18 protein-coding genes are annotated in these 21302 nt (G+C 64.5%); 16 read left to right on the forward strand and 2 right to left on the reverse strand.

All coding sequences use genetic code 11. The annotated features are described in order from the left end of the window. Positions 1-135: 135 nt before the first annotated feature. The 16 genes from ACMCNM_RS13720 to ureG all read left to right on the forward strand — a co-directional run bounded on the left by ACMCNM_RS13720 (position 136) and on the right by ureG (position 18136). On the forward strand, positions 136-1677 hold the full coding sequence (locus tag ACMCNM_RS13720; RefSeq protein ID WP_099429550.1) for a UxaA family hydrolase: 1542 nt from the start codon (positions 136-138) through the stop codon (positions 1675-1677). 35 nt (positions 1678-1712) lie between these two features. Then, on the forward strand, positions 1713-3293 hold the full coding sequence (locus ACMCNM_RS13725; RefSeq protein ID WP_412764622.1) for an aldehyde dehydrogenase (NADP(+)): 1581 nt from the start codon (positions 1713-1715) through the stop codon (positions 3291-3293). 16 nt (positions 3294-3309) lie between these two features. After that, entirely contained in the window at positions 3310-4380 is a 1071-nt protein-coding gene (locus ACMCNM_RS13730) for an Ldh family oxidoreductase (protein ID WP_412764623.1), read from the forward strand. Between the two features lie 26 nt (positions 4381-4406). Next, positions 4407-5624 (forward strand): fumarylacetoacetate hydrolase family protein, encoded by a 1218-nt coding sequence (locus ACMCNM_RS13735; protein WP_027594754.1) that lies wholly within the window; start codon positions 4407-4409, stop codon positions 5622-5624. A 97-nt stretch (positions 5625-5721) separates the two neighbouring features. Next, positions 5722-7029 (forward strand): MFS transporter, encoded by a 1308-nt coding sequence (locus ACMCNM_RS13740; protein WP_225876729.1) that lies wholly within the window; start codon positions 5722-5724, stop codon positions 7027-7029. Positions 7030-7122: 93 nt separating this feature from the next. Next, positions 7123-8772: a VRR-NUC domain-containing protein gene (locus tag ACMCNM_RS13745; RefSeq protein ID WP_412764624.1), complete on the forward strand. Its 1650-nt coding sequence runs from the start codon at positions 7123-7125 to the stop codon at positions 8770-8772. Then, positions 8769-11030, forward strand: a complete 2262-nt coding sequence (locus ACMCNM_RS13750) for an ATP-dependent DNA helicase (protein WP_412764625.1) — start codon at positions 8769-8771, stop codon at positions 11028-11030. The genes ACMCNM_RS13745 and ACMCNM_RS13750 overlap by 4 nt, the downstream gene beginning before the upstream one ends. A gap of 261 nt (positions 11031-11291) precedes the next feature. Continuing rightward, positions 11292-12206, forward strand: coding sequence for a tyrosine recombinase XerC (gene xerC / locus ACMCNM_RS13755; RefSeq protein WP_027594757.1), 915 nt, complete (start codon positions 11292-11294; stop codon positions 12204-12206). A 365-nt stretch (positions 12207-12571) separates the two neighbouring features. Beyond that, entirely contained in the window at positions 12572-13405 is an 834-nt protein-coding gene (locus ACMCNM_RS13760) for an urease accessory protein UreD (RefSeq protein WP_027594758.1), read from the forward strand. A gap of 10 nt (positions 13406-13415) precedes the next feature. Further along, positions 13416-13718 carry an urease subunit gamma gene (locus ACMCNM_RS13765; RefSeq protein WP_412764626.1) on the forward strand — a complete coding sequence of 101 codons (303 nt, stop codon included), beginning with the start codon at positions 13416-13418 and terminating at the stop codon, positions 13716-13718. A gap of 19 nt (positions 13719-13737) precedes the next feature. Next, positions 13738-14055: an urease subunit beta gene (locus ACMCNM_RS13770; RefSeq protein WP_085273499.1), complete on the forward strand. Its 318-nt coding sequence runs from the start codon at positions 13738-13740 to the stop codon at positions 14053-14055. Continuing rightward, positions 14052-15755 carry an urease subunit alpha gene (gene ureC, locus ACMCNM_RS13775; RefSeq protein WP_412764627.1) on the forward strand — a complete coding sequence of 568 codons (1704 nt, stop codon included), beginning with the start codon at positions 14052-14054 and terminating at the stop codon, positions 15753-15755. Before ACMCNM_RS13770 ends, ureC begins: the two co-directional genes overlap by 4 nt. A gap of 10 nt (positions 15756-15765) precedes the next feature. Next, a complete protein-coding gene (gene ureE, locus ACMCNM_RS13780) occupies positions 15766-16263 on the forward strand; it encodes an urease accessory protein UreE (RefSeq protein ID WP_186702711.1) in 498 nt (165 codons plus the stop codon). Between the two features lie 18 nt (positions 16264-16281). Beyond that, positions 16282-16827 (forward strand): HupE/UreJ family protein, encoded by a 546-nt coding sequence (locus ACMCNM_RS13785; RefSeq protein WP_099429542.1) that lies wholly within the window; start codon positions 16282-16284, stop codon positions 16825-16827. Then, positions 16827-17501, forward strand: a complete 675-nt coding sequence (locus tag ACMCNM_RS13790) for an urease accessory protein UreF (protein WP_412764628.1) — start codon at positions 16827-16829, stop codon at positions 17499-17501. The genes ACMCNM_RS13785 and ACMCNM_RS13790 overlap by 1 nt, the downstream gene beginning before the upstream one ends. 11 nt (positions 17502-17512) lie before the next feature. After that, complete coding sequence (gene ureG / locus ACMCNM_RS13795; protein ID WP_010953755.1) at positions 17513-18136, forward strand: urease accessory protein UreG; 624 nt, start codon at positions 17513-17515, stop codon at positions 18134-18136. A gap of 137 nt (positions 18137-18273) precedes the next feature. Here ureG and ACMCNM_RS13800 read toward each other — a convergent pair whose 3' ends face one another. Both ACMCNM_RS13800 and ACMCNM_RS13805 read right to left on the reverse strand, forming a co-directional pair. Continuing rightward, the gene (locus tag ACMCNM_RS13800; protein WP_412764629.1) at positions 18274-18999 is read right to left on the reverse strand and encodes a DUF899 domain-containing protein; all 726 of its coding nucleotides are present in this window, start codon (positions 18997-18999) and stop codon (positions 18274-18276) included. A gap of 96 nt (positions 19000-19095) precedes the next feature. Next, on the reverse strand, positions 19096-21297 hold the full coding sequence (locus ACMCNM_RS13805) for an LTA synthase family protein (protein WP_412764630.1): 2202 nt from the start codon (positions 21295-21297) through the stop codon (positions 19096-19098). Between the last annotated feature and the right edge of the window lie 5 nt (positions 21298-21302).

The following is a 21302-nucleotide window of genomic DNA, read 5'->3' on the forward strand; positions in this document are numbered from 1 at the left end:
ACCCTGGGTTATCGCGTGATCGGATCATCTCATTGGGAATGTTGCGCAAGGCTTCTTACAGTGGTTGCAGATTCGCCCGGTATCGAACGGGCGACGCCATAACAAGAAGTCAGCCGCACCGCCTTGAGAGGTCTCATGCAACTGATTGCCCGCTCTGGTGACCTTGCCGTCATCCGCCTCAACCCGCTGGACAACGTTCTCATCGCCCGCCAGGCCTTGCCTGAAGGTTTGCACCTCGACGCAGAAGGGATCATCGTCCGCCAGGCGATCCCCTCAGGCCATAAAGTCGCCACCCAGCGCGTGGAGCAGGGCCAGCCCCTGCGCCGCTACGGCCAGATCATCGGTTTTGCTTCACAGGCCATCGACGCCGGCGACCATGTTCACGTGCACAACGTGCAGATGGGTGATTTTGCCCGCGACTATGCCTTTGGCGTGGATGCCCGCAGCACGCCGGTCGCTGAGGCGGTGTTCCAGGGCATTGTGCGTGCCGATGGCCGGGTAGCCACCCGCAACTACATTGGCATTCTCACCTCGGTGAACTGTTCGGCGACCGTGGCCCGGGCCGTGGCCGACCATTTCCGCCGCGACATCCACCCCGAAGCGCTGGCCGACTACCCGAATATCGACGGTGTAGTGGCCTTGACCCACGGTGCCGGCTGCGCAGTAGACCCTTCCGGTGAAGCCTTGGGCCTGTTGCGTCGGACCTTGGCTGGCTATGCCGTACACCCCAATTTCGCGGCCGTGCTGATCATCGGCCTGGGTTGTGAAACCAACCAGATCGAAAGCCTGCTGGAGACCCAAGGGCTTACCACCAGCACGCAACTGCGCGCCTTCACCATCCAAGGCATTGGCGGCACCTCGAAGACCATCGCTGCTGGCATTGAGCAGGTCAAGGCGCTGTTGGCCCAGGCCAACCAGGTAGAACGCGAGCCGGTCAGCGCCCGCCACTTGATCGTTGGCCTGCAGTGCGGCGGCTCGGATGGCTACTCGGGGATCACCGCCAACCCCGCGTTGGGCAATGCCGTCGACCGCCTGGTGGCGGCCGGTGGCACCGCGATTCTGTCTGAAACACCGGAAATTTATGGCGCCGAGCACCTGCTGACCCGTCGCGCCGTAAGCCGCGAAGTCGGCGAGAAGCTGGTGGCACGCATCCACTGGTGGGAAGACTACTGCCAGCGCATGAACGCTGAACTGAACAACAACCCGTCGGCCGGCAACAAGGCGGGCGGCCTGACCACCATCCTCGAGAAGTCGCTGGGTGCGGTGGCCAAGGCCGGCTCCAGCAACCTGGTCGACGTCTACCAGTACGCCGAAGCGGTACGCGCCCATGGGCTGGTGTTCATGGACACGCCGGGCTACGACCCGGTCTCGGCCACCGGCCAAGTCGCAGGCGGCGCCAACCTGATTGCCTTCACCACCGGCCGCGGTTCGGCCTACGGCTGCGCCCCGGCGCCGTCGATCAAGCTGGCGACCAACAACCGGGTGTTCGAGCACCAGGAAGAGGACATGGACGTCAACTGCGGTGGCATCGCTGATGGCTCCACCAGCATCGAAGAGCGTGGCGCGTACATCTTCGAACAGATGCTGCGCATCGCCTCCGGCGCGCGCAGCAAAAGCGAACAGCACGGCTATGGGCAGAACGAGTTCGTGCCCTGGCAGATCGGCGCCGTGACCTGATCGACAGCCCACTCCCGAATTTGAGGCAACCTTTTATGCACGTTAGCGGACACAACTTCATTGCCGGCCAGCGCAGCGCGCTGGGCCAAACCCTGGTCTACAGCGTGGACGCCTACACCGGCGAGCGCCTGCCCGGCGGTTTCTATCAGGCCACCTTGGCCGAAGTCGACAACGCCGTGGGCGCGGCCTCGGCGGCTTTCCCGCTGTTTCGTAACCTGCCAGCGGTGCGCCGCGCCGAGTTCCTGGAGGCCATTGCCGACGAACTCGACGCCCTCGGCGAAGACTTCATTGCCTTGACCTGCCAGGAAACGGCCTTGCCTACTGCGCGAATCCTGGGCGAGCGGGGGCGTACCAGCGGGCAGATGCGCCTGTTCGCCCAGGTGCTGCGCCGTGGCGACTTCTATGGCGCCCGCATCGACCAGGCCCTGCCTGAGCGCACGCCGTTGCCACGCCCGGACTTGCGCCAGTACCGCATCGGTGTGGGCCCGGTGGCGGTGTTCGGCGCCAGCAATTTCCCGCTGGCGTTCTCCACAGCGGGTGGCGATACCGCAGCAGCCCTGGCGGCCGGTTGCCCGGTCGTCTTCAAGGCCCACAGCGGCCATATGGCCACTGCCGAACGCGTAGCTGAAGCGTTGATTCGTGCCGCTGAACGGACGGGCATGCCAGCCGGTGTGTTCAACATGATCTTCGGCGGCGGGGTTGGCGAGGCCTTGGTCAAGCACCCCGGCATCCAGGCAGTCGGGTTTACCGGGTCGCTCAAGGGCGGGCGTGCGCTGTGCGACATGGCGGCGGCACGGCCGCAGCCGATTCCGGTGTTCGCCGAAATGTCGAGCATCAACCCGGTGCTGGTGCTGCCCCAGGCCTTGGCCTCGCGCGGTGCGCAACTGGCCAAGGACCTCACCGCGTCGGTGGTGCAGGGCTGTGGTCAGTTCTGCACCAACCCGGGCTTGGTCCTGGGCATTCGCTCCCCAGCGTTCAGTGCCTTTGTCGAGCAGTTGGCCGGGCACATGGCAGAGCAAGCGCCGCAGACCATGCTCAACGCTGGCACCCTGGGCAGCTATGGCAAGGGCTTGCAGGCCTTGATTGCCCACCCTGGGGTCAAGCGGTTGAGTGGCCAGGCGCAACACGGTAACCAGGCTCAACCGCACCTGTTCGAGGCTGATGTCAGCCTGCTGCTGGAGCAGGACGAGCTGCTTCAGGAAGAAGTGTTCGGCCCGTGCACAGTGGTGGTTCAGGTTGCCGATGAAGCCGAGCTGACGCGCGCGGTGGCAGCCTTGCGCGGCCAACTGACCGCCACGTTGCTGGCGGACGATGCCGACCTGGCGGCCTACGGCTACTTGCTGGGTGCGTTGGAAGTGAAGGTGGGTCGCGTGCTGCTCAATGGCTACCCCACCGGGGTCGAGGTGTGCGATGCCATGGTCCACGGCGGCCCATACCCGGCCACTTCGGACGCCCGCGGCACCTCGGTCGGCACCCTGGCCATCGACCGCTTCCTGCGCCCGGTGTGCTACCAGAACGTGCCTGACGCCTTGCTGCCCGCCGCCCTGCAGAACGCCAACCCGTTGGGCATCCAGCGCCTGGTGGACGGCGAGCCCAGCACCGCAGCCCTGAACTGACCGTGGAGTGACAGGCATGACGCAAACCAAACGGTATGACGTGCAGGCGCTAACCCGGTTCGTCGAGCAACTGTTTGAAAAAGCCGGTGCCGATGCCGAGGTCGCCCAAGTGGTGACCCAGGTATTGCTCGAAGGCGAACTGCTAGGCCATCGCACCCACGGCCTCAACCTGGTCAGCCGCTATATCGGCGGCATGCTCAGCGGGCAGGTCAAGGCGCAGGCCCAGGCGCTGGAGCAGGTGTCGGACAGCGGCATTTCCAGTCTTTTCGACGGCCATTACGTACTTGGCCCGTACTGTGTCAGCCGGGCCCTCGACTGCGCGGCCAAAGGTGCCAGCGCACAGGGCATCGGCATTGCCGTGGTGCGCCGGGCCGCGCACATCGGCTGCCTGGCGGCTTACCTCAAGCCTTATACCGACCGTGGCCTGGTGGCCATGGTGTATTCCTCGGACCCGTCCGTGGGGCTGGTCTGTGCCCATGGCGGGGTCGACCCGGTGTTCACGCCCAACCCGATTGCCGCCGGTATACCGACCCAGGGTGAGCCGATCCTGCTGGACGTGAGCATGTCTACGGTAACCCTCGGCCTGGTCGGGCAGTGCCGTGATGCCGGCAGCCGGCTGCCGCACCCGGTGCTGATGAGCAACGATGGCCACCTGAGCGATGACCCGCGTGACTTCTTCACCACGCCTCAGGGCAGCATCCTGCCACTGGGTGGTCAGGCCTTTGGCCACAAGGGCTTTGCCCTGGCAATCCTGGTCGAGGCACTGACCTCGGCATTGGCCGGCCATGGCCGCAAAGACGCCCCGGACCAGTGGGGCGCGTCCGCCACCGCCGTGGTCATCGACCCGCGCTATTTCGGCGGCTTGCAAGCGTTTACCGACGAAACCAGCTTCCTCGGGCGGTTGATCATGGCCAGCCGACCGGTAGACCCCGAGCGCCCGGTGCGCCTGCCTGGGCAAGCCGGCCTGGCGTTGCGCCGGCAAGCCTTGGTGCAGGGCCTGAGCCTGTCGCAGCCAGTGCTCGACGACCTCGACCGGCTGGCCGAGCAGCTGCAGTTGGCGACCCGATCGCAGGCGCTTTCCCAATGAATGACAATGACAACAAGGGTGCACCCATGACAGACCAATCGAATGCCAACCAGCCACTGCCGCTAAGCCACGACCTTGCCGTGTTCGACACCGGCAGCTGGGTGGGGCGCGTCTGGCTGCCGGATCAAGGCCCCGCCGTGGTGCTTGTCAAGGCCGGCGCCGTGCACGATATCAGCGCCCATGTGGCGACGGTTTCGGCCCTGCTGGAAGTGGCCGACCCGGTGGCCTACCTACGTGCGTTGCCTTTGGCCGACGCGTTGATCGAGTTGCCGGCGCTGCTGGCCAACAGCGACCCTGGCCAGCGTGACGCGCGCTTGCCTTGGCTGTTGGCACCGATCGACCTGCAAGCGGTGAAGGCCGCCGGTGTCACCTTCGCCGCCAGCTTGCTGGAGCGAGTAGTGGAGGAGCAAGCCAAGGGCGACCCGGCCAAGGCCGATGCCATCCGCGATACGCTGGCCAGCCGCATCGGTGCAGACCTCTCCCAGATCATCCCGGGCTCTGCCCAGGCCGAAGCGCTGCGCAAGGTCCTGGTGGAGCAGGGCCTGTGGTCGCAATACCTGGAGGTGGGCATCGGCCCGGATGCCGAAGTCTTCACCAAGGCGCAGCCACTGTCGGCGGTCGGGCATGGTGCCGACATCGGCATCCACCCCAAGTCGAGCTGGAACAACCCGGAGCCGGAAGTGGTACTGGCGGTGTCGAGCGACGGCAGCATCAAGGGCGCCATGCTCGGCAACGATGTCAACCTGCGCGACTTCGAGGGGCGCAGTGCCTTGCTGCTGTCCAAGGCCAAGGACAACAACGCCTCCACCTCGCTGGGGCCATTGCTGCGCCTGTTCGACGAGAGCTTCAGCCTGGACGATGTGCGTAACGCCGAAGTGGACTTGCGTGTCGAGGGCCAGGACGGCTTCATCCTGTCCGGCCGCAGCTCCATGCGCCAGATCAGCCGCGACCCCCAGGACCTGGTGCAGCAGACCCTCAACGAAAACCACCAGTATCCCGACGGTCTGGTGCTGTTTCTCGGTACCCTGTTCGCGCCCAAGCAGGACCGCGACCAGCCAGGCAACGGTTTTACCCACAAGCCCGGCGACTTGGTCGCCATCAGCAACGCGCAACTGGGCACCCTGTGCAACCGCGTCACCACCAGCGACCTCGCGCCGCAGTGGGGCTTCGGCCTGCGTGCGCTGATCGACAGCCTGAGCCGGCGCGGCCTGCTCGAGGCGGCGGTAACTGCGCGTCAACCTTGAGGGTTGCCGCACCAAGGATGAACGCAACAGGACCGACGGATCGCCAAGGCGCTGAAGGCGCCGCAACAATAATAATAAAGGCCACCCAATGAACCCTATGAAGAAGTATCAGCGCCTCACCGTTGTCTTCCTGCTGTTGATTGGCATCGTCAACTATCTGGACCGTAGCGCGCTGTCGATCGCCAACACCTCGATCCAGAAAGACATGATGATCAGCCCCTCGCAGATGGGCATTCTGTTGTCGGCCTTCTCCATTGCTTATGCCTTTGCCCAGTTGCCGATGGGTATGATCATCGACCGCCTGGGCAGCAAGATCGCCCTCGGCGCCTCGTTGCTGGCCTGGTCGGTGGCCCAGGCCACCTTTGGCATGGTCAGCAGCTTTGCCGGTTTCATGGGCTTGCGCGTGTTGCTGGGGATTGGCGAGGCGCCGATGTTCCCTTCGGCGGCCAAGGCCTTGTCGGAATGGTTCGATGCCAACGAACGCGGCACCCCGACCGGTATCGTCTGGTCCTCGACCTGCCTTGGCCCATGCCTGGCGCCACCCTTGCTGACGCTGTTCATGGTCAATTTCGGCTGGCGCGGCATGTTCATCATCACCGGGTTGATCGGTGTGGTGCTGGCGGTGTGCTGGTTGAGCTTCTACAAGAGCAAGGCGCAGTACCTGGCCGAGCTCGCTGCGCAAGGTAAACCGTTGCCTACCGAGTCCAAGCAGCCGCTGCCTGCGGCCAATCCACAGGCGCCGAAGGTGTCGTACTTTGCGGGTTGGCTCGACTTGTTCAAGCACCGCAGCACCTGGGGGGCGGTACTGGGCTTCATGGGCGTGATCTACATGCTCTGGCTGCACCTGACCTGGCTGCCCGGCTACTTTGAACGTGAGCACGGCCTGGACCTGTACAAGACTGCTTGGGTGGTTTCGCTGGCCTATGGCTTCGGTGCGGCGGGCACGATCGTCGCGGGGCGCTTCTGTGACTTGCTGGTCAAACGCGGCATGAGCATCCTTGGCAGCCGCAAATTCAGCGTGATCACCGGCCTGGTGCTGGCGGCGCTGTTCACCTTGCCGCTGTCCTTCGTCAGTGGCCTGACCGGCTGTGTGGTACTGCTGTGCCTGGCGCTGTTCAGCATCAACATGGCCAGTGCCACCGCGTGGATGATCGTCAACACCATCGTCGACAGCCCGCGGGTGGCGTCGTTTGGCTCGATCCAGAACTTCGGCGGCTACATTGCGGGCTCCGTGGCACCGATCGTCACCGGCTTCAGCATCCAGTACTCGGGTTCGTTCAACACGGCATTCATGATCAGCGCGATCGTGGCACTGTGCTCGGCGGTGGCTTACTTCCTGCTGCTGAAGGCACCGATCGGCAGTGCCAAGGCCGAGGCGGGGCCGATGGTTGGGGTGACCGAGTAACAGCCCTACTGCGCCACTGGACCTACGGCACTTGTCAGGTGTGGGTATCTGTATGTATAACCAGTGCCCACATTCACTGCCCGACCTTGCCCCGTGATCGCCCATTCTGTCGACGACCCGTTCTATTACCTGCATAACTTCCGCCAGGTGCTGCTATGGGTCGAGCAGCGCTATGAAGACCTGCTCGATGACCAGGAGCTGGCGTTCATCCAGGCGTTTGCGCAATTGGAGGCGCCGGCGCAGGCCTTGATGGTGCGTATGGTCATGCGCAAGGGCGAGCTGTTTCGCAGTGACAAGCTGACCTATGCCGAGATCGGCGACACCGCGCTGGCCTTGCAGCCGTTGCAGGCGTTGGGTTGGGTTCGGGAGCCTGCGCATCTGGAGCTGGAGCAGCTGTTCAGCTTGCTGCGCAAGGACGAACTGGCTTCGTGCTTCGCCGCCCAATTGAGCCGGCCGCGCGCCGCCAAGCACGACTTGCTCGCACAGCTTCAACCCCTGGGGCTAACGGCCAGGCCATTGCAGGCGTGGTTCCCCGGCAGTGACGTGCGCATTTTCCAGTGGTGCCTGCAGCCGCTGTGTGACCGCATGCGCCTGTTGTTCTTCGGCAACCTTTACCAGGACTGGTCGGACTTCGTGCTCGCCGACCTGGGCTTGCTGCGCTACGAGCACGTGCCTTTCAGCACCGATTCGCGCGCCTTGCGCCATCGCGCCGAGGTCGATCTGGCCATGGCCTTGCACCAGTGCGCCGAGCGGCTGGAGCAGGGCGATGATCCGCTGTCGATTCTGGGGGCGATGGCAGGGCTGCACAGTGACAACCCTTGGTTGGCCCGGCGCCATGCGCGCCTGCTGTTTGCCCTGGGCCAGCAATGCGAGCGCCAGGGCGACTGGGACCAGGCCATGGCTGTCTACGGCCAGTGCAGCCATGCGCAAGCGCGAATCCGTCAGGTGCGTGTACTGGAACGTAGCGAACAATGGCCGCAGGCCCATGCGCTGGCACAGCAGCTGGCCGCGGCCCCGGCCAATGCGCTGGAGGTGCAGGCGCTCGAACGCATGCTGCCGCGCCTGGCCCGCAAACTTGGCGGCCCGCCACAACGTCGCCAGCGTGCTGCGCCGCTGCATTTGATCGAACTTGAGCTGCCGCGTGAACACGCAGCCCTGGGTGTGGAGGAGGCTGTGCGCCAGCACTTGGCCGAGGCCGGCGGGCAGGTTCATTACGTGGAAAACACACTGTTCAACAGCTTGTTCGGCCTGTTGTGCTGGGAGGCTATTTTCGCGCCGGTACCGGGTGCCTTTTTCAACCCGTTCCAGGCCGCGCCACAAGACCTGCACGACAGCGACTTCCAGCAACGGCGCAGTGCGTTGTTCGACCGCTGCCTGGGGCGGCTCGACGAGGGTAGCCACCGCCAGGCCATTCTCGATTGCTACGCCGCCAAGCACGGCCTGCAGTCGCCGTTCGTGTTCTGGCCGATGCTCAGCGAAGCCTTGCTCGAACAGGCACTGGCCTGCCTGCCGGCCGCGCACCTGAAGCAGTGCTTTCTGCGCCTGTTGCAGGACATCCGCAACAACCGCGCCGGGATGCCTGATCTGATCCAGTTCTGGCCCGAGCAAGGCGGCTACCGCATGGTCGAGGTCAAGGGGCCGGGCGACCGCCTGCAAGACAACCAATTACGTTGGCTAGAGTTCTGCCGTGCCCAAGGTTTGCCCGTTGCAGTGTGCCATGTGCGCTGGAGCGAGGCGGCGTGAGCTACAGCGTGGCGGTGCGTGCCCTGTGCGAGTTCAGTGCCAAGGTTGGCGACCTGGACCTGCGCTTCACCCCGTCGCCCACGGCCCAGGAAGGCATCGAGGGGCACCGTCGGGTAGTGGCGCGGCGTGCGGCCGATTACGAGTCGGAGGTGGCCCTTGAGGGGCAGTTTGAAAGCCTGCGGGTGCGAGGCCGAGCCGACGGTTACGACCCTAGTTGCAACCGCTTGGAAGAGATAAAGACCTACCGCGGCGACCTTGCGCGCCAGCCGGCCAACCATCGCCAACTGCACTGGGCCCAGGCCAAGGTCTACGCCTGGTTGATGTGCCAAGCGCGGCAATTGCCGGCCATCGAAGTGGCCCTGGTCTACCTGGACGTGGACAGCGACGGCCAGACGCTGATCAGCGAGCACCACACGGCTGCCGCGCTGCAAGCGTTCTTCGATACCCAGTGCCGCTGCTTTCTGGCTTGGGCGCAGCGTCAGCAAGGCCGACTGGCCGAGCGTGACCGCGATCTGCAGGCGCTGGGGTTCCCCTATGCGCAATTCCGCCAGGGCCAGCGGCAATTGGCCGAGACCCTGTACAAGGCCGTCAGCACCGGCCGCTGCCTGATGGCCCAGGCCAGTACCGGTATCGGCAAGACCCTGGGCACCTTGTTCCCGTTGCTCAAGGCGATGGTGCCGCAGCAGCTCGACAAAGTGTTCTTTCTGACGGCCAAGACGCCGGGCCGTGCGCTGGCCCTCGATGCCATGCGCCAGATCACCGATGCCACGCCGCAACCGGCCTTGCGCACCTTGGAGCTGATCGCCCGCGACAAGGCCTGCGAGTACCCCGACAAAGCCTGTCATGGCGAGTCCTGCCCGTTGGCGCAAGGCTTCTACGACCGCCTGCCCGCCGCGCGCGAGGCTGCAGCAGGGGTGCCGTTGCTGGACCGTGCCAGCCTGCGCGAGGTGGCCTTGGCGCATCAGGTTTGCCCTTATTACCTGGGCCAGGAAATGGCCCGCTGGGTCGACCTGGTGGTGGCCGACTACAACTATTACTTCGATGCCCATGCCTTGCTGTTCGGCTTGGCCCAGGCTAACCAATGGCGGGTGGCGGTGCTGGTGGACGAAGCGCACAACTTGGTCGAGCGCGGTCGCGGCATGTACAGCGCCAGCCTCGATCAAAGCCAGTTGCTCGCCTTGCGCCAGAGCAAACCGCAAGGGCTGACCCGTGCGCTGGACCGCCTCAACCGGAAGTGGAACGCGTTGTACAAAGAGCAGCGTGCACCGTATCAGGCCAGCGAGCAGTTGCCGGAGGCCTTCATACGCGCCCTGCAGCAGTGCATCGGGCTGATCCAGGAGCGCATGAATCAGGCACCAGCCGAGGTAGATGCGCAGGTGCTGCAGTTCTTCTACCAGGCGTTGCAGTTCAGCCGGGTGGCTGAATTGTTCGACGAGCATTTCATCTTCGACATCAGCCAGCGCGAAGGCCAGCGCAAGCGGCGCCTGGCCACCCTGTGCCTGCGCAATGTCACCCCGGCGCGGCTGCTGGCCCCACGCATGCAGGCGGCGCGCAGTGTGACGCTGTTTTCCGCCACGCTGAGCCCTAGGCATTTCTACAGCGACTTGCTCGGCATGCCGGCCGACACGGCCTGGTTGGAGGTGGCAGCGCCGTTTCGCGCCGAACAACTCGAAGTACGCATCGCCAGCCAGGTCTCGACCCGTTACCGAGAACGCCAGGCTTCGCTGGCGCCAATCGTCGCGCTGATCGCCGAGCAGTACCAGCGCATGCCCGGTAACTACCTGGCCTTTTTCAGCAGCTTCGAATACCTGCAGCAGGTGGCCGGCTTGCTGGCAGAGCGGCATGCCGACATTCCCCTGTGGGCGCAGGCGGCAGGCATGGATGAAGAGGCGCGTCAGGCATTTCTCGACCGCTTCGTAGCGGATGGCTGCGGGGTGGGTTTTGCGGTGCTGGGGGGCGCGTTCGGGGAAGGGGTCGATTTACCCGGCACGCGCTTGATCGGGGCGTTTGTCGCGACCCTCGGGCTGCCCCAGGTCAACCCTGTCAACGAGCAGTTCAAGCAGCGCCTGGGGCGCCAGTTTGGCGCAGGCTTTGATTACGCCTACCTCTACCCAGGCGTGCGCAAGGTCATTCAGGCGGCGGGCAGGGTCATTCGGGGGGACCAGGACCAAGGCGTGCTGGTGTTGATCGACGAACGCTTTGCCGAACCGCGGGTTCAGCAGATGTTTCCCAGTTGGTGGCGGTCGGGCGGTGCGTGACGCTTGCCGCTGCCCTTGGCGCCGTTCACCGCTGGTCAAGCTGTGGACGGGTAGGCGGGCTTGGGTTCGTTATGCGGGCGTCAGTTGGGGTAACATTACCCTCCGCGCCGTCTTCAAACCCCTTGAATATCAGGGTGATGGCACTGCTCCAAGCCCGAATGGCCATGCGTTGTCATTTGGGCTTGCTTTCATGTCGAATAGACTCGCTTCACGCTTTGGCTGCCCCCGTACCGGTCCAAGCGTCGCTACAGGATTCACGTTGTGACCGATCTCTCGAAAAACCCGCTGCTGCAGTACATGGCCCGCCTGGCGCCGTCGAGCCAGCAAACCATGCGCTACATCCTTCAGGACGCGGCCGACCGGCTGGGTTTCGTCGACTGCAACCTTGTCGATGTACCGTGGCACTTGCTCGAACCTGGGCATGTGATCGGCTTGGTAGCGGCATTGCGCGAGGATGGGTACGCCCCTAACAGTTCGTCGCTTTATGTGAATGCGGTGCGTGGGGTGATGAACGAGGCGTGGCGCCAGGGCCTGATCGACCATGAGCAGCTGTTGAGGATCCGCGAGGTCAAGCCGGCGACCGGTAGCCGCCTGCCACCGGGGCGCAACCTGCGGCGCAGCCTGATCCGTGAGTTGATGGACGTGTGCGCGGCCGACCCTCGGCCGCAAGGTGTGCGCGACGCAGCGATCATTGCCTTGCTGTACGGCACCGGCATGCGCAAGTCGGAGTCGGTCGACATCGACCTGGACCAGGTCGACTTCGATGCTCGCAGCCTGCAGGTACTGGGCAAGGGCAACCGGCAGTTGATCAAGTATGCGCCGCCTTGGGCGTTCGAAAAGCTGCAGGCGTGGCTCGACCTGCGTCGCAACGATTTGCCGGAGGGGGCAGCGGACGACCCGTTCCTGTTCAACCGTATTCGCCGGGGTAACCACATTACCCGCGCCCGCATCACCAAGCATGCGATCTACTACATTGCGCGCCAGCGCGGTGCCCAGGTGGGTGTGAAGATCATGCCCCATGATTTTCGCCGTGCATTCATCACCCGGGTTATTGAAGAGCACGACCTGTCGATTGCCCAGAAACTCGCGCACCATGCCAATATCCAGACCACGGCCAGTTACGATCGCCGGGATGACAACGAACGGCGGCGGGCGGTAGACCGCTTCGATTACTGAAGCCTCACTGCATAGCTGTCTGAGCAGCCTTGTGCTGCGAAGAGGCCGGTGTAAGCAGTGGAGATTGCAGGTGCTTACACCGGCCTCTTCGCAGCACAAGGCTGCTCCTACAAAAAACAAAGCTGATTACATTCCGGCACCGAAACAGGGCCTTCGTGCGCCCTCGCTTTGTGCGCGCCACCCCTGTGTGCCCGATGCCAGAGCGGTCGCGCTGACGATTTCATTTTTGTTCACCTGCGTAGTTGGCCCGCAACCTGCTATATCCAGCCTGAGAATTTGATCGAGTGGTCAGGCTGGCAGCCCTCAAGCGCCGCCTGCCGGGCCCTCTAAACGGCCACCAGGCCACGGATATCAGGGGCCGCAGGATGTCGCTCGCGGAGCAGATCGAACAACAACAAGACGACGCAGGCTGGAGCGCCTTCCTGCAGTTGCGCTTTACCCAACGCGACGGTGTGACCCGCCTTGGTGCGCGGCGGCATTTTGGACCTCTTTTGGTGCAGCGGCCTTTCTATCCCGAGGGCGCGCCGTGCCATGTCTATGTGCTGCATCCGCCCGGCGGCATCGTTGCCGGTGACCGGCTGGAACTCGACATCCACCTTGAACCTGGCAGCCACGCCTTGCTGACCATGCCCGGCGCGAGCAAGTTCTACCGCAGCATTGGCCCGACCGCACGGCTGGCCCAGCGTTTTCACCTGGCCGCCGACAGCACCCTGGAATGGCTGCCTCAAGACAGCATTTTCTTCGCCGGTGCCCGTGCCAGCCTCGACAGCCGCTTCACCCTGGCGCCAGGCGCCCGGTTGCTGGCCTGGGAAACCCTGTGCCTGGGCCGCCCGGTGATGAATGAACGCTTCGACCACGGCGCCCTCGACAGCCGCTTGCACATCGAAATGCCCGATGACCCAGGCCTGTACGAGCGCCTGCGCATCGAAGGCGGGCAATTAGGCAAGCTCGGTGGGCATCCCTTGGTCGCCACCTTTTGCGCCGCCCCGGCGGACCCTGCGCTGCTGGACCACGTCCGGGCCTTGCTCGATGAGCTGGACAACCCCGCTGGCGCCACCCTGATCGGCTCGCTGCTGGTCATCCGCCTGCTCGACCACGACAACCAACACCTGCAACACACCTTGCAACGCCTCTGGCATGCCTTGCGCCCGGCCGTCCTCGGCCTGCCAGCATGCCCGCCGCGTATCTGGGCTACCTGAGAGAAGCGCCATGGAGCTGACCCCAAGAGAGAAAGACAAACTGCTGCTGTTCACCGCCGCGTTGCTGGCGGAGCGGCGCCTGGACCGCGGCCTGAAACTCAACTACCCGGAAGCGGTGGCGCTGATCAGTGCCGCCGTGCTCGAGGGCGCCCGGGATGGCCGCACGGTGGCCGAGCTGATGAGCCTGGGCCGTGAAGTGTTGAGCCATGAGCAAGTTATGCCTGGCGTCGCTGAAATGATCCACGACGTACAGGTCGAGGCGACCTTCCCCGATGGCACCAAGCTGGTGACCGTGCATGACCCCATCGTCTGATACAGCCCAGGAGCCCAGCATGATCCCAGGTGAAATCCAGGTCGCCGCCGGCGACATCGAGCTTAATAGCGGCCGCGCGACGGTGAGCGTCAGCGTGGCCAACCACGGCGACCGGCCCGTGCAGGTCGGCTCGCACTACCACTTCTACGAGGTCAACGACGCACTGGTGTTCGAGCGTGCGCCTACCCTGGGCTTTCGCCTGGACATTCCAGCCGGCACCGCCGTGCGCTTCGAACCGGGCCAGGCCCGCACCGTGCAACTGGTTGCCTATGCTGGCAAGCGCGAGGTCTATGGCTTCCAGGGCAAGGTGATGGGCGCACTGGAGGGCAGGGCATGAGCCGTATTTCCCGCCAGGCCTATGCCGACATGTTCGGCCCCACCGTGGGCGACCGCGTGCGCCTGGCCGATACCGCGCTGTGGGTGGAGGTCGAGAAAGACTTCACCGTGTATGGAGAAGAGGTCAAGTTCGGCGGTGGCAAGGTCATCCGCGATGGCATGGGGCAAGGCCAGATGCTGGCGGCCGAAGCCATGGACCTGGTGCTGACCAACGCGTTGATCATCGATCACTGGGGTATCGTCAAGGCAGACATCGGCGTCAAGCACGGCCGCATCGCTGCCATTGGCAAGGCCGGCAACCCCGATGTGCAACCAGGGGTCACCGTGCCAGTCGGCCCAGGCACCGAGGTGATCGCTGCCGAAGGCAAGATCGTCACCGCTGGCGGCATCGACTCGCACATCCACTTCATCTGCCCGCAGCAGGTGGAGGAGGCCCTTACCAGCGGCGTCACCACCTTCATCGGTGGCGGCACGGGGCCGGCCACCGGTACCAACGCCACCACCTGCACCCCTGGCCCATGGTACCTGGCGCGCATGCTCCAGGCCGCCGACAGCCTGCCCATCAATATTGGCCTGCTGGGCAAAGGCAATGCGTCGCGCCCCGAGGCATTGCGCGAGCAGATCGCGGCGGGCGCCGTCGGCCTGAAACTGCACGAGGACTGGGGCTCGACCCCGGCAGCCATCGACTGTTGCCTGGGCGTGGCCGAGGAAATGGACATCCAGGTGGCGATCCACACCGACACCCTCAACGAGTCCGGTTGCATCGAAGACACCCTGGCGGCCATTGGTGACCGCACCATCCACACCTTCCATACCGAGGGCGCAGGCGGTGGCCATGCGCCAGACATCATCCGCGCTGCAGGGCAGGCCAACGTGCTGCCGTCCTCGACCAACCCGACCTTGCCGTACACCGTCAACACTGTCGACGAGCACCTGGACATGCTCATGGTCTGCCACCACCTGGACCCGAGCATCGCCGAGGACGTGGCGTTCGCCGAGTCACGCATCCGCCGCGAGACCATCGCTGCCGAGGACATCCTGCATGACATGGGTGCGTTCGCCATGACCTCGTCCGACTCCCAGGCCATGGGCCGCGTGGGGGAAGTGGTGCTGCGCACCTGGCAGGTGGCGCACCAGATGAAGCTGCGCCGTGGGCCTTTGGCGCCGGACAACAGCTACAGCGACAACTTCCGAGTCAAGCGCTACATCGCCAAGTACACCCTCAACCCAGCGTTGACCCACGGCATTGCCCATGAAGTGGGCTCAGTGGAGGTGGGCAAGCTGGCTGACCTGGTGCTGTGGGCCCCGGCCTTTTTTGCGGTCAAGCCCGCCTTGGTGATCAAGGGCGGGATGATCGTCACCGCGCCCATGGGTGATATCAATGGCTCGATCCCGACGCCGCAACCCGTGCACTACCGGCCGATGTTCGGCGCCTTGGGCGCGGCGCGGCACGCCACGCGGATGACCTTTCTGTCGCAGGCCGCCATGGACAGCGGCGTGGCCGAAGCACTCAACCTGCGCAGCCTGATCGGTGTGGCCCACGGCTGCCGACGGGTGCGCAAGGCCGACATGGTCCACAACACCTTGCAGCCGGTCATCGAAGTCGATGCGCAGACCTACCAGGTGCGTGCCGACGGCGAGTTGCTGGTGTGCGAACCGGCCAGCGAACTGCCGCTGGCCCAGCGTTACTTCCTGTTCTGAAGGAGCACAGATGATAGTCCTGACTCGCCGGGTCACCGAACCCGGCTCGCTTGCCGAAACCGGCACCGTCACCCTGGATGTGGACAGCCGCATCAAGAGCCGCCTGCGGGTAACCCTCGACGACGGCCGCGACGCCGGGCTGATGCTCGCACGCGGCCACCTGCTGCGCGGCGGTGAACTGCTGGCCGATGCCGATGGCAGCCAGGTCATTCGCGTGCTGGCCGCACCAGAAACGGTGTCGACGGTACGTTGCGCCGACCCGCACTTGCTGGCACGGGCCGCCTACCACTTAGGCAACCGTCATGTGCCGCTGCAGATCGAACCTGGCCTGCTGCGCTACCAGCACGACTATGTGCTGGACGACATGCTGCGTGGCCTGGGCCTGACGGTGGAAACCGAACTGGCACCGTTCGAACCCGAGGCGGGCGCCTACCAGAGCGCGCCGCACAGCCATAGCCACAGCCATGGCAACGACCACCCATTCGTGCGCCTGCCTGCCCATTCCTGAACTGCCCTGGAGCTACTGATGAAAAAGACGTTCGCCCTGTTTCTGCTGATGCTGGCGGTGCCGGCCTTCGCCCACCCCGGCCACGACAGTAACCCGTTGCAGGACGGCCTGCTGCACCCGCTGACCGGCCTGGACCACTTGCTGATGCTGCTGGGTACTGGCGTGCTCGCTGCGCTGACCCGACGCAACCTGACCTTGCCCTTGGCAACCCTGGCGGCGATGTTTGGTGGCGCGGTGTGCGGCCATCTGTTTGGGGATGTGTTGGGCATGGAAACGATGATCAGCGTGTCGTTGCTGGTCGCCGCCGGGGCCCTGTTGCTGCCTAGCCGCCAGCTGTTGCTGGCGCTGGCCATGCCGGTGTTCGCCCTGTTTCACGGCTGGGCGCATGGCGTTGAAGCCACGCCCAGCGCGTTCTGGCAGTTCAGTGCTGGCTTCGTGACCGTCAGCGGCCTGCTGCTGGTGGCCGGGTTCGCGGTGGGTTGCTTGCTGCGCCGCCACAGCGGCCTGCAAAAAGCCTTCGGTGGTGGCCTGCTGGCCGGCGCCGCACTGGTACTGGCCGGTTGATGGACAGCGACCTGGCGCTGTTGCGCTTGCTGCAACTGGCCAGCCCGGGTTTGCCAGTGGGTGGGTTCACCTACTCGCAAGGCCTGGAGTGGGCCGTCGAAGCGGGTTGGGTGCAGGATATCGCCAGCTTCAGTGCCTGGCAGCGCGAGCAGTTGCACGACACCCTGGGCTGCGTCGACTGGCCCGTGCTGACACGCCTGTATCAGGCCTGCCTGGCCACGGATGCCCAAGCATTCAGCCAATGGAGCCGCTTTCTGCTGGCCAACCGGGAAACCGCGGAGTTGCGCCTGGAAGAACAACAGCGTGGCTCGGCGCTGGCACGCCTGCTCGATGGCTGGCAATTGGGGCAGGACCCCGCCTGGCGGGCCAGCCTTGAACTCAGCCAACTGGGCGGTATGGCCTGGCTCGGCGCCTACTGGTCGATCCCGCTGCGTCAGTTGGCGCTGGGCATTGGCTTCGCCTGGCTCGAAGGCGCAGTGATGGCCGGGGTCAAGCTGGTGCCGTTCGGCCAGCAGGCGGCGCAAACCTTGCTGCGCGACCTGGGCCAGGACTTACCCGCCGTACTCGACCAGGCGCTGGCCCTGGGCGATGACCAGCTCGGTGGCGGCCTGCCATTGCTGGCGATTGCTTCATCGCGACATGAAACCCAATACACCCGTTTGTTCCGCTCCTGAGGACTGCCTTCATGCAAAGCTATCAACAACCCCTGCGCGTCGGTGTCGGCGGCCCGGTCGGTTCTGGCAAGACCGCGCTGCTCGAAGCCTTGTGCAAGGCCATGCGCGATCATTATCAGATCGCCGTGGTGACCAACGACATCTACACCAAAGAGGACCAACGCATCCTCACCGAGGCCGGTGCACTGGAGCCTGAGCGCATTGTCGGCGTGGAAACCGGCGGCTGCCCACACACGGCGATCCGCGAAGACGCCTCGATGAACCTGGCGGCGGTGGAGGCCTTGGCGCGCAAGTTCGGTAACCTTGAAGTGATCTTCGTGGAGAGCGGGGGCGACAACCTCAGCGCCACGTTCAGCCCGGAGCTGGCCGACCTGACCATCTACGTCATAGATGTTGCCGAGGGTGAGAAGATCCCGCGCAAGGGCGGACCGGGGATTACCAAGTCTGACTTCCTGGTGATCAACAAGACTGACCTTGCGCCTTACGTCGGTGCATCGCTGGAGGTGATGGAGCGCGACACCCAGCGCATGCGCCCGCAGCGGCCATGGACATTCAGTAACCTGAAAAAGGGCGAAGGGCTGCAGGCGGTGATCGATTTCATCGTTGAGCGCGGGATGCTTGGTGTGCGCGGCTAGCCGGCATGCAATACGCGTGTAGGCGCAGCGTTGTGCTGCGAAGAGGCCGGAAGCTACACAGTGAACGTCGCTGCTTTCACCGGCCTCTTCGCAGCACAAGGCTGCGCCTACAGGGCAACATTCAGGGCAGGCTTGCATCAGTCATGGCAACAATGCGCCTTGCCGGTCTGCCCTTCATAGCGGTCATGGTGCCGCACCCAGTCCATGGTTCCGGCCTCGTTACGCCCCAACGGCGCAATGTCGAGGAAGTTGTAGGTATTGACCAGAATGTCCAGCCCGCGGGCATAGGTTGAGTACGTGTGGTACACGCTGCCGTCCGCGTCAAGGTAGAACGCACTCAGCCCCGGCAACTCGCTTTCGCTGCCTTCATAAGGCTCATAGTTGTACTGCCGAGGCGCGTCGCTGCCCACGCTGACGCCAAAGTCTTCATTGAACCCGCTACCTGCGGACGAGTACCACGAAAACTGCCAGCCCATGCGCTGGCGAAATGCCTGGAACTCGGCGTAGGGCGCCCGGGAGACGGCCACCAGCGATACATCGTGGTGCGCCAGGTGCAGGTTCGCGCCGTCAAAATGGTCGGCCAGGAAAGAGCAGCCTGGGCAACCTTCACGCCAGCCCTCGGCGAACATGAAGTGATAGAGCAACAGCTGGCTGCGCCCGGCGAACATTTGGGCCAGGCTCAGTTCGCCCTCCGGCCCCTGGAATCGATAGGGTTGTTCGACCTTCACCCAGGGCAAAGCGCGACGTGCTGCAGCCAGCTCGTCGCGTTGATGCGTGAAGGCTTTTTCGTGCAGCCATAGCTGTCGGCGTGCTGCCAGCCACTGGCTGCGGGAGACCACCTCATGCCTGTTTTCACTGCTCATGGTGCTGACTCCAGGGTAGGGATTCAGCACTGGTCGAGCGGGGCAGGGCCAGATCGACAGGCATCGAAGGCGGTGCGATGAACGGTGGGCTTGGCGTCAGCCCGAATGGGCGATAGGGTCGTCGGTCAGTTCATCCGACGCGTCGCTTTCCCCAGGTAATGCGGTAATCACACTGAAGTCGCTGACTTCGACCGCACCGCCGCCATACCCCAGCAGGTGGAAGGAAAACGCCTTGCGCTCGGTCGGGTTGTCAAAGCTGAACTCCATTTCCAGTGGCTGATCCGCCGTCACGCGGATTTCTTCTGGCAGCCCCAATGGCACATCTTGCTCCAGTTGCTTGGCCTTGAGCTGAATGTAGGCCGCACGACGTGGGTCCAGCGAGCGCACCTTGACCCGTACACGGGTGTGCGAGCCGCCGGGCATCTCCAGGTACTGCGCACCGATCAGGTTGTCGGCCCAGTCATCGTGAATGCGCTTGCGCAACTTTATCGGTGATGGGCCGCCGAACTGGTAGCGCAGGTTGAGCGGCGTTTGCAGCAGCGACTGGTCGAGGGTGCCGGCCAGGGTAACGACCTGCTGGCCGAGCATGTCGTCACCGGTGCCGAGGTAGCGCGCCTGGTCGGCGATGAAACCTTCGCTGGCGTAGCGTCGGCAGCGCTGCTGGAAGTCGCATTCGGTGAACACGCCTTGGCCGTTGTGGTAACGCAGCATGCCGTTGGTGTAGGCGATCATCTCGCGGCCAGTGTCGTAATCGCGGTACAGCGAGCGGCCACCCAGTGCGACGGGGATCGGCAAGGCGAAGTAGTCGAGCAGCGACGTGGTCAGGTCGATATGGCCATAGGTGCCGCGCTTGATAGTGGGTAGCTCCGCCTGCTCCGGCGCCAGGGTGAGGTTGAAACCCCACGAGGATGCCAGGCGCACGCCGTCTATGCCGTGGGACTCGTCGGAAGTGACTACCACCAGGGTGTCCTTGAGCACACCCTGGCGTTCGAGGTTATCGAGAAACGCGCCGATTGCATCGTCCAGGTAGGCGACGGCAGCCTGCTTGGGCGTGTCGTAGCGCTCGAGGTAAGCCGCCGGTGCCGAATAAGGCTGGTGAGTGCCCACGGTCAGGAGGGTCAGCATCCAGGGTTTGTCTTGTTTCCTCAGCTGGCCGACATAGTCCAGGGCACCTTCGAAGAAAGCGCGGTCGTCCTTGCCCCAAGGGAATTCCAGGTAGTTCTTGTTGCGGAACCACTCCAGGCCATGCACCGAATCGAAACCGATGTGCGGCATGATGCGGTCCTTGGCCATGAAGCGCAGCCCAGCACCCTGTAGGTAGTGGGTGGTGAACCCGGCCTGGCGCAACTGTGCCGGTAGGCAGGCCTGATTACGGTCGTTCTGGGTCAGCAGTTCGACGCCCTTAGGCGTGCCGTTGGCCAGCTTGTCGTAATCACCGCACAGCATCGCGTACAGGCCACGGATGGTCTGGTGGGTGTGCAGCACATAATCCGGAGTGTTCATGCCGCGTTCGGCCCAACGGCTGAGCTTTGGCATCAGGTCTTCGTCGAAGCGGCTGTGCAGGGCCTGGCGGTTGGCGCGAATGTAGGCCCCGGGGATGCCTTCGACGGTGATGACCAACAGGTTGCGTGCACTGCCTGGTGCCTTGAGCAGCTTCTGGCCATGCAGGTCGGACTGGGTCAGGCCACTGCTTGGCAAGGGCGTGACCACCTGTTCCTGGCCGGCCCAGCCCAGGGCCTGGCGCTGCAGGCTACCGACGCCGGCCGACAGCACCTGATGCGAGAGGTTGTACTGCCGCCACTGCTCGGCATCGGAAGGCGCCAGGTGTTGGCTGCCCCAGTGCGCGCCAAACAGCAGCAGCGTAACTGCCCAGGCCTTGCGGGGCAGGGGGGCGACACGTTGGCCGCGGCTGCTCCAGACGCTGAGCAACCAGCCCAGCACGCCGGCCGCCAAGAGCCAGGGCAACCAGGCATGCGCGAGGCCGCCGCCGGTTGAGTTCTCCATGAATTGGGAGTCGGTCAGGTAGCCGAGGTCGGCGCTGGTGGGCAGCCTGCCCACCGCGCTCACCAGCTCGGCCGACGCCACCCAGAGCGCCGCCCAGGCCAGCAAAACCGGCAACGCCAGCCACCACGGCCGGCGGTGCAGCAGCAAGACCAGCAGGCTGCCGAGGGCCAGGTCGGACAGATAACCGAGCGGGTTGGACCAACCCAGCATGGCGCGCGTACCCAGTGGGATCACCAGCACCAGGCTCGCCAAAGCGACGAGCCGGGTGCGTGGGTGGTCGAACAGGTTCTTCACAGAAA

The organism is Pseudomonas sp. NGC7, from assembly GCF_047159675.1.
GTDB classification, from domain to species: Bacteria; Pseudomonadota; Gammaproteobacteria; order Pseudomonadales; family Pseudomonadaceae; genus Aquipseudomonas; species Aquipseudomonas kermanshahensis.